Source organism: Nocardia sp. NPDC058705, assembly GCF_042749305.1.
In the GTDB taxonomy this organism is placed as follows: domain Bacteria; phylum Actinomycetota; class Actinomycetes; order Mycobacteriales; family Mycobacteriaceae; genus Nocardia.
Genome location: NZ_JBHYRN010000026.1, coordinates 96805 through 103361 on the forward strand (window position 1 = coordinate 96805; position 6557 = coordinate 103361).

6 protein-coding genes are annotated in these 6557 nt (G+C 67.5%); 4 read left to right on the forward strand and 2 right to left on the reverse strand.

Going from position 1 to position 6557, the window contains the following annotated elements; translation table 11 throughout:
• Positions 1 to 2: 2 nt before the first annotated feature.
• Positions 3 to 749: a DUF3159 domain-containing protein gene (locus ACFW6D_RS25395; RefSeq protein WP_379332040.1), complete on the forward strand. Its 747-nt coding sequence runs from the start codon at positions 3 to 5 to the stop codon at positions 747 to 749.
• A 130-nt stretch (positions 750 to 879) separates the two neighbouring features.
• Entirely contained in the window at positions 880 to 1518 is a 639-nt protein-coding gene (locus ACFW6D_RS25400) for a sigma-70 family RNA polymerase sigma factor (protein ID WP_379332068.1), read from the forward strand.
• 4 nt (positions 1519 to 1522) lie between these two features.
• On the opposite strand, the gene ACFW6D_RS25405 is transcribed toward ACFW6D_RS25400, so the two are convergent.
• On the reverse strand, positions 1523 to 2194 hold the full coding sequence (locus tag ACFW6D_RS25405) for a potassium channel family protein (protein WP_379332042.1): 672 nt from the start codon (positions 2192 to 2194) through the stop codon (positions 1523 to 1525).
• Positions 2195 to 2196: 2 nt separating this feature from the next.
• A complete protein-coding gene (locus ACFW6D_RS25410; RefSeq protein WP_379232037.1) occupies positions 2197 to 2862 on the reverse strand; it encodes a potassium channel family protein in 666 nt (221 codons plus the stop codon).
• A 172-nt stretch (positions 2863 to 3034) separates the two neighbouring features.
• Between ACFW6D_RS25410 and ACFW6D_RS25415 the strand changes: the two genes are divergently transcribed.
• The gene (locus ACFW6D_RS25415; RefSeq protein ID WP_379332044.1) at positions 3035 to 5032 is read left to right on the forward strand and encodes an APC family permease; all 1998 of its coding nucleotides are present in this window, start codon (positions 3035 to 3037) and stop codon (positions 5030 to 5032) included.
• 36 nt (positions 5033 to 5068) lie between these two features.
• Positions 5069 to 6427: a class I SAM-dependent RNA methyltransferase gene (locus tag ACFW6D_RS25420; RefSeq protein WP_379332069.1), complete on the forward strand. Its 1359-nt coding sequence runs from the start codon at positions 5069 to 5071 to the stop codon at positions 6425 to 6427.
• Positions 6428 to 6557 lie beyond the last annotated feature (130 nt).

The following is a 6557-nucleotide window of genomic DNA, read 5'->3' on the forward strand; positions in this document are numbered from 1 at the left end:
GTATGCCCTCCAGCGACGAATACCGCACTGGCGCGGACCCCGAAGCCACCGTGGCGTTGCCCGTGGTCACCGATGAGACGGTGGACCCGGAAATCGACGCCGAGGTCGGCAAGGCCGAACAAACCTTGCTCGAGCAGCTCGGCGGTTTCAGCGGCCTGATCTACTCCACCCTGCCCGTGTTGGTGTTCGTTCCGGTGAACTCCTTCACGAACCTGACGGTGGCCATCTGGGCCGCCCTCGGCGTGGCCGCCGCCATCCTGGTGTGGCGGTTGGTGCAGCGCAGCCCGATCCAGCCGGCGATCTCCGGCTTCCTCGGTGTCGGCCTGTGCGCGTTCATCGCCCAGCGGGTGGGTGAGGCCAAGGGCTTCTTCCTGTTCGGCATCTACACCAGCCTGGTGTACGCGGGCGTGTTCGCGCTGTCGATCCTGCTGCGCCGACCGCTGGTCGGGGTGATCTGGGGCGCGCTCAACGGCCACGGTCACCGCTGGCGCACCGACAAGCGCATCCGCAAGCTCTACGACCTGGCCACCGTCGTGTGGGTGGTCGTGTTCGGCGCCCGCTACCTGGTGCAGTCGCAGCTCTACGACACCGACCACACCACCTGGCTGGCCGTGGCGCGCATCGCCATGGGCTGGCCGCTCACCGCGATCGCCCTGGTGGTCACCGTGTGGGCGGTGCGCAAGGCGGGGCACATGCCCGCCGAAAAGGGAGAAAAGGCCGGGGCCGGAACGGAATCCGTGCCCGCGTAAGGGTGGGGTAACGCGCCGCCGGAGGTGGGGAAGTACCCACCCTGGGGTGTCTGGTTGCCGGACCCCGTTCGTCGCACGATCAATGCGTACCGAAAAACACGCGATGATCGTGAAAGGAACGGCGACCATGATGGCAACCGAGCACCGAAGCGAGCGACCGGCCGCCGCACCCCGACGCGACACCGCCAAGACGGCCGTGCTCTCGGAGAGCAAGCGCATCGGCCTCGAACTCGACAAGCTGATCGGGCCCGCCGCCCGCGGTGATCGCGACGCCGTCGCCGAGATCCTGCGCCTGGTCCACCCGCTGGTCCGCCGCTACTGCGCCGCCCGCATGGGGGCCACCGGCCACCTCACCGTCACCGCTGACGATGTCACCCAGGAAGTCCTGATCGCCACCGTCAGCGCCATCCCGCGCTACCGCGATCAGGGTAAGTCGTTCCTGGCCTTCGTCTACGGCATCGCCGCCAACAAGGTCTCCGACGCCTTCCGTCGCGGCAAGCACACCGCCTACCCGACGGCCGAGCTCCCCGACACCGCGAGCACCTCGGCGGGTCCGGAGGAGTGGGTGCTGGCGTTCGAACGCCGCGCCGCCACCCTTGAACTGATGAAGGTGCTCGCCCCCAATCATCGCGAGGTGCTGATGATGCGGATCGTGCTCGGCTGGAGCGCGGCCCAGACCGCCGAGGCCATCGGCACCAGCCCCGGTGTGGTCCGGGTGATGCAGCACCGCGCGCTCAACAAGCTGCGCGCGGAACTGAAAGCGGCGTAAAGGCTTACGGCTTCACGTCGTGGGTGGCCAGGGTCAGCCGCAGATCCTCTTCGGCCTCCACCGAGGTGACGAACAGCAGTTCGTCCTCGCCTTCGAACGGATCGTCGGGCTGGGGCACGATCACCCGGCCACCGCGCAGGATCGTCACCAGCGCGGTGTCGCGCGGCATCGACAGCGTGCGCACCGGTTTGCCCGCCAGCCGGGTGTCGGCGGGCAGGGTGATCTCGACCAGGTTGGCCTGGCCCTGCCGCAGCGTCATCAGTCGCACCAGATCACCCACCGACACGGCCTCCTCGACGAGCGAGGCGAGCAGCCGCGGCGTCGACACCGCCACGTCGACTCCCCACGACTCGTTGAACAGCCATTCGTTGCGCGGATCGTTGACCCGGGCCACCACCCGGCGCACCCCGAACTCGGTCTTGGCGAGCAGGGCGTGCACCAGATTGGCCTTGTCGTCACCGGTGGCCGCGATCACCACCTCGTAGGTCTCGAGATCGGCGTTCTCCAGCAGCGACAGCTCGCAGGCGTCGGCGTGCACCCAGACGGCGTCGGGGATGGCGGCCGGGTCGATGTGATCGAGCTGGCGCTCCAGCAGCATCACCCGATGCCCGCCGCGCAGTAGTTCCCTGGCGATCGAGCGCCCGACCGCGCCCGCTCCGGCGATGGCGACCTTCATGTTCAGTCCTCGCTCAGTGGTGCCTTGGCGGCCAGCGCGATCGCCTCGCCGACGGTGCCGGACGTGGCCGCGACGTAGACGACATCGTCGGCCTGGACGATCGTCTTGGATTCGGGGAGCAGGCCCTGGCCGAAGCGCAGGACGAACGCCACCCGCACCTTCAGGTCGCGTTCCAGGTCGCGCACCGTGCGCCCGGACCAGTCCTCGTGCAGGGTCAGCTGGGTGACCGCGACCGCGCCGGTGGGGTCGCGCCAGGTGGTGGTCGAGTTGTCGCCGATGAGGGTGCGCAGGAACCGGTCGGTGGTCCACGGGACCGTCGCGATGGTCGGGATGCCCAGCCGTTCGTACACTTCGGCGCGCTTGGCGTCATAGATGCGAGCAACGACACGTTCGACGCCGAACATCTCCCTGGCCACTCGGGCGGAGATGATGTTGGAGTTGTCACCGGAGCTCACCGCGGCGAACGCGTCGGCGCGCTCGATCCCCGCGCGAGTCAGTACGTCACGGTCGAAACCGACGCCGATCACCTGCTGTCCGGTGAATCCCTCACCCAGGCGGCGGAAGGCGGTGGGATCGCGGTCGATGACCGTGACCTCGTGACCCACCCGGGTCAGCGCACGCGCCAGTGACGAGCCGACACGCCCGCACCCCATGATCACTACGTACACCGTGCACCCTCGTTCCTGGCCTACCCGTGGCGTCCGGCAAGGACCGTACCCGCCGGATGCTCCCATCGCCCATTTTCCCCTCGGCGACGCGGTGCAAACAATCTTCGACCTCGCCGTGACGCCGATGAACGTGTGCGCGAAGGTGCCGGTGAACTGCTCTATGCTCAGCCCGGTGTCCAAGTTGACGACGGCAGCCAAGCGAGTGCTGCTGGGCAGGCCGTTCCGTAGCGATTCGCTCGGCCACACGTTGTTGCCCAAGCGTATCGCTCTTCCGGTCTTCGCCTCCGATGCGATGTCGTCGGTCGCCTATGCCCCGGAGGAAATCTTCCTGGTGCTGTCGGCGGCGGGCATCTCGGCCTATGTGTACGCGCCGTGGGTCGGCGTCGCTGTCGCCTTGGTGATGGCGGTGGTCGTCGCCAGCTACCGGCAGAACGTGCACGCCTACCCGTCCGGCGGTGGTGACTACGAGGTCGCGACCAAGAACATCGGCCCCAATGCCGGTTTGACGGTCGGCAGCGCGCTGCTGGTCGACTACGTCCTCACCGTGGCAGTGTCGATCTCCTCGGCCGCCTCGAACATCGGTTCGGCCATCCCGTTCGTCGCCACCCACAAGGTGCTGTTCGCGGTGGTGGCGATCGCGATCCTCACCGCGATCAACCTGCGCGGCATCCGCGAATCCGGCACCGCCTTCGCGATTCCCACCTACGCGTTCATCGTCGGCATGTTCGCGATGCTGGGCTGGGGGCTGTTCCGTAGCTATGTGCTCGGCGACGACGTCCAGGCCGAGTCCGCCGGTTTCGGGCTCAACGCCGAGGACGAGCACCTCTACGGCCTGGCCTTCGCGTTCCTGATCGCGCGTGCCTTCTCGTCGGGCTGTGCGGCGCTGACCGGTGTCGAGGCCATCAGCAACGGCGTGCCCGCATTCCGTAAACCCAAGTCGCGCAATGCCGCGACCACCCTGCTGCTGCTGGGCACCATCGCGATCGTGCTGCTGATGGGCATCATCATCCTCGCCCAGAAGATCAAGGTCGTCTATGCCCACGACCCGGCGAATCTGGTCGGCGCGCCCGCCGATTACCACCAGAAGACCCTGATCGCGCAGATCGCCGAAGCGGTATTCCACGGCTTCCCGATCGGCTTCTTCTTCATCACCATCGTCACCGCGCTGATCCTGGTGCTGGCCGCCAACACCGCGTTCAACGGTTTCCCCGTACTCGGCTCGATCCTGGCCCAGGACCGCTATCTGCCCCGCCAGCTGCACACCCGCGGCGACCGGCTCGCGTTCTCCAACGGCATCCTGTTCCTCTCGGGTGCGGCGATCGCGTTCGTGGTGGTCTTCGGCGCCGAGGTGACCAAGCTCATCCAGCTCTACATCGTCGGTGTGTTCGTGTCGTTCGTGCTGAGCCAGACCGGCATGTTGCGGCACTGGACGCGCCTGCTGCGCACCGAGACCGACCCGGCCCAGCGCAGGCAGATGAAGCGTTCGCGGGTGATCAACGCGATCGGCCTGACCGCCACCGGTGCGGTGCTGGTGATCGTGCTGGCCACCAAGTTCTTCGCCGGGGCCTGGATCGCGATCGTGGTGATGGTGGCGATCTTCATCGTGATGAAGCTGATCCGCAAGCACTACGACTCGGTCTCGCGCGAACTCGACGAATCCGACTGGGACGGTGTGCTGCCCAGCCGTACCCACTCCCTGGTCCTGGTCTCCAAGTTGCACCTGCCCACCCGGCGCGCACTGGCCTACGCCCGCGCGACCCGGCCCGACACTCTCGAAGCGGTGACGGTCAACGTCGACGACGCCGACACCCGCAAGCTCGTGCGCGAGTGGGAGAACAGCGAGATCAACGTACCGCTGAAGGTGATCGAATCGCCCTACCGCGAGATCACCAAACCGGTGCTCGAATACGTCAAGCGGGTGCGCAAGAACGCACCGCGTGATGTGGTCACCGTGTTCATCCCCGAATACGTCGTCGGTCACTGGTGGGAGCAGGTGCTGCACAACCAGTCGGCGCTGCGGTTGAAGGGCAGGCTGCTGTTCGAGCCGGGTGTGATGGTGACGAGCGTGCCGTGGCAGCTCAGTTCCTCCACCAGGGCCAAGCAGGCAGGCGAAGTGAACGCACCGGGTTCGGTGCGCCGAGGTTTCGAACGACCAGGACGTCGCGAATGAGCGCCGCGCCGGTCGAGGGTGAGAGTGGGTGTGACCGTGAGTGATTGGAGCGGACAGGAATTCGAGGTGCGTCTCGGGGCGCCCGGACACGGTGGTTTCATCGTGGGGCGCCACGAGGGGCGGGTCGTGTTCGTGCGACACGGGCTACCCGGTGAGCTGGTGCGCGCCCGGGTGACCGAGGACCGTGGCGGGTCGTTCTGCCGGGCCGACGCGATCGAGATCATCGAGGCGTCCCCGGATCGGGTGCCTGCCACCTGTCCGGTGTCGGGGCCTGGTGGTGCGGGGTGCTGTGACTTCTCCTTCGCTACTCCCGAGGCGCAGCGCGCGCTCAAGGCCACGGTGGTGTCCGAGCAGTTGCGGCGGTTGGCCAAGATCGAGCCGGAGGTGACGGTCGAGCCGATCGCCGGGGATCCCGGTGACATCACCGGTGGTTGGCGTACGCGGGTGCGGTTGGTTGTCGATTCCGCGGGGCGTGCGGGTGTGCATCGCTACCGCAGCACCGAGGTGATCAACGATCTGCGCTGCCCGCAGCCTGTCGCGGGTGCGCTCGACGGTGTCGCGGATCGGCTGTGGACGCCGGGGGCCGACCTGGTTGTCGCGGTGGACGGCGACGGTGCGCGCCACATCGTCGAACTGGCGGAGACGCCTGCCGGGGGTCCGGCCGGTCGGCCCGAGACTCCGCGTGGTGCGGGTCGTGGTCGTGGGCAGCGTCCGGGGCGTCGTCGTGAGTCGACGCCGCCGGTGGGCGACGAGCGTGGGGCGATTCGGGATCGGGCGGCTTCGCGGAAGTCGGCCATGAACGCACCGCGTGAGGAGTGTGTGGTCGAAGGCTCGGGTCGGGTTGTGGAGTATGTGGCGGGGCGTCGGTGGGAGTTGTCGGCGACGGGGTTCTGGCAGGCGCATCGTGGTGCGGCGCAATGTTATTCGGATCTGATCGCTGAGTGGTCGGGGCTGGCTCCCGGTGGGTCAGGCTGGGATCTCTATGCCGGGGTCGGGGTGTTCGCTTCTCGACTGGCCGAGCAGACGGGGCAGACCGGGGCGGTGACCGGGGTGGAGTCTTCTCGGTCGGCGGTTGCCGACGGGATGGCTGTGTTGGGGGATTTGCCGTGGTTGGTGATGCGGGCCGATCGTGTCGAGCGGTGGGCGCGGGGTGCTTCGGGGCGGTCGGATGTTGTTGTTCTCGACCCGCCGCGTGCTGGGGCGGGTAAGGATGTTGTCGCTGCGGTGACTGATGCGGATCCTCGTCGGATTGTGCACATCGGTTGTGATCCGGCGGCTTTCGCTCGGGATCTGGGGTTGTATCTGGATGCGGGGTATCACCTGGCGGAGTTGCGGGCGTTTGATGCGTTTCCGGGGACGCATCATGTTGAGTGTGTGGCGATGTTGGACCGGTGAGGTTGTGCGGCAGAGCTTCGGGGGTTTAGTAGTCCCAGAGGTTTGACGCTGTGTTTATTGGAGCGCTGGCGCGCTCGAGTCGCGGCCCCAAGGGGCCGCCGGTTAGCCGGCGTTGCAGGCGGCGGCGCCG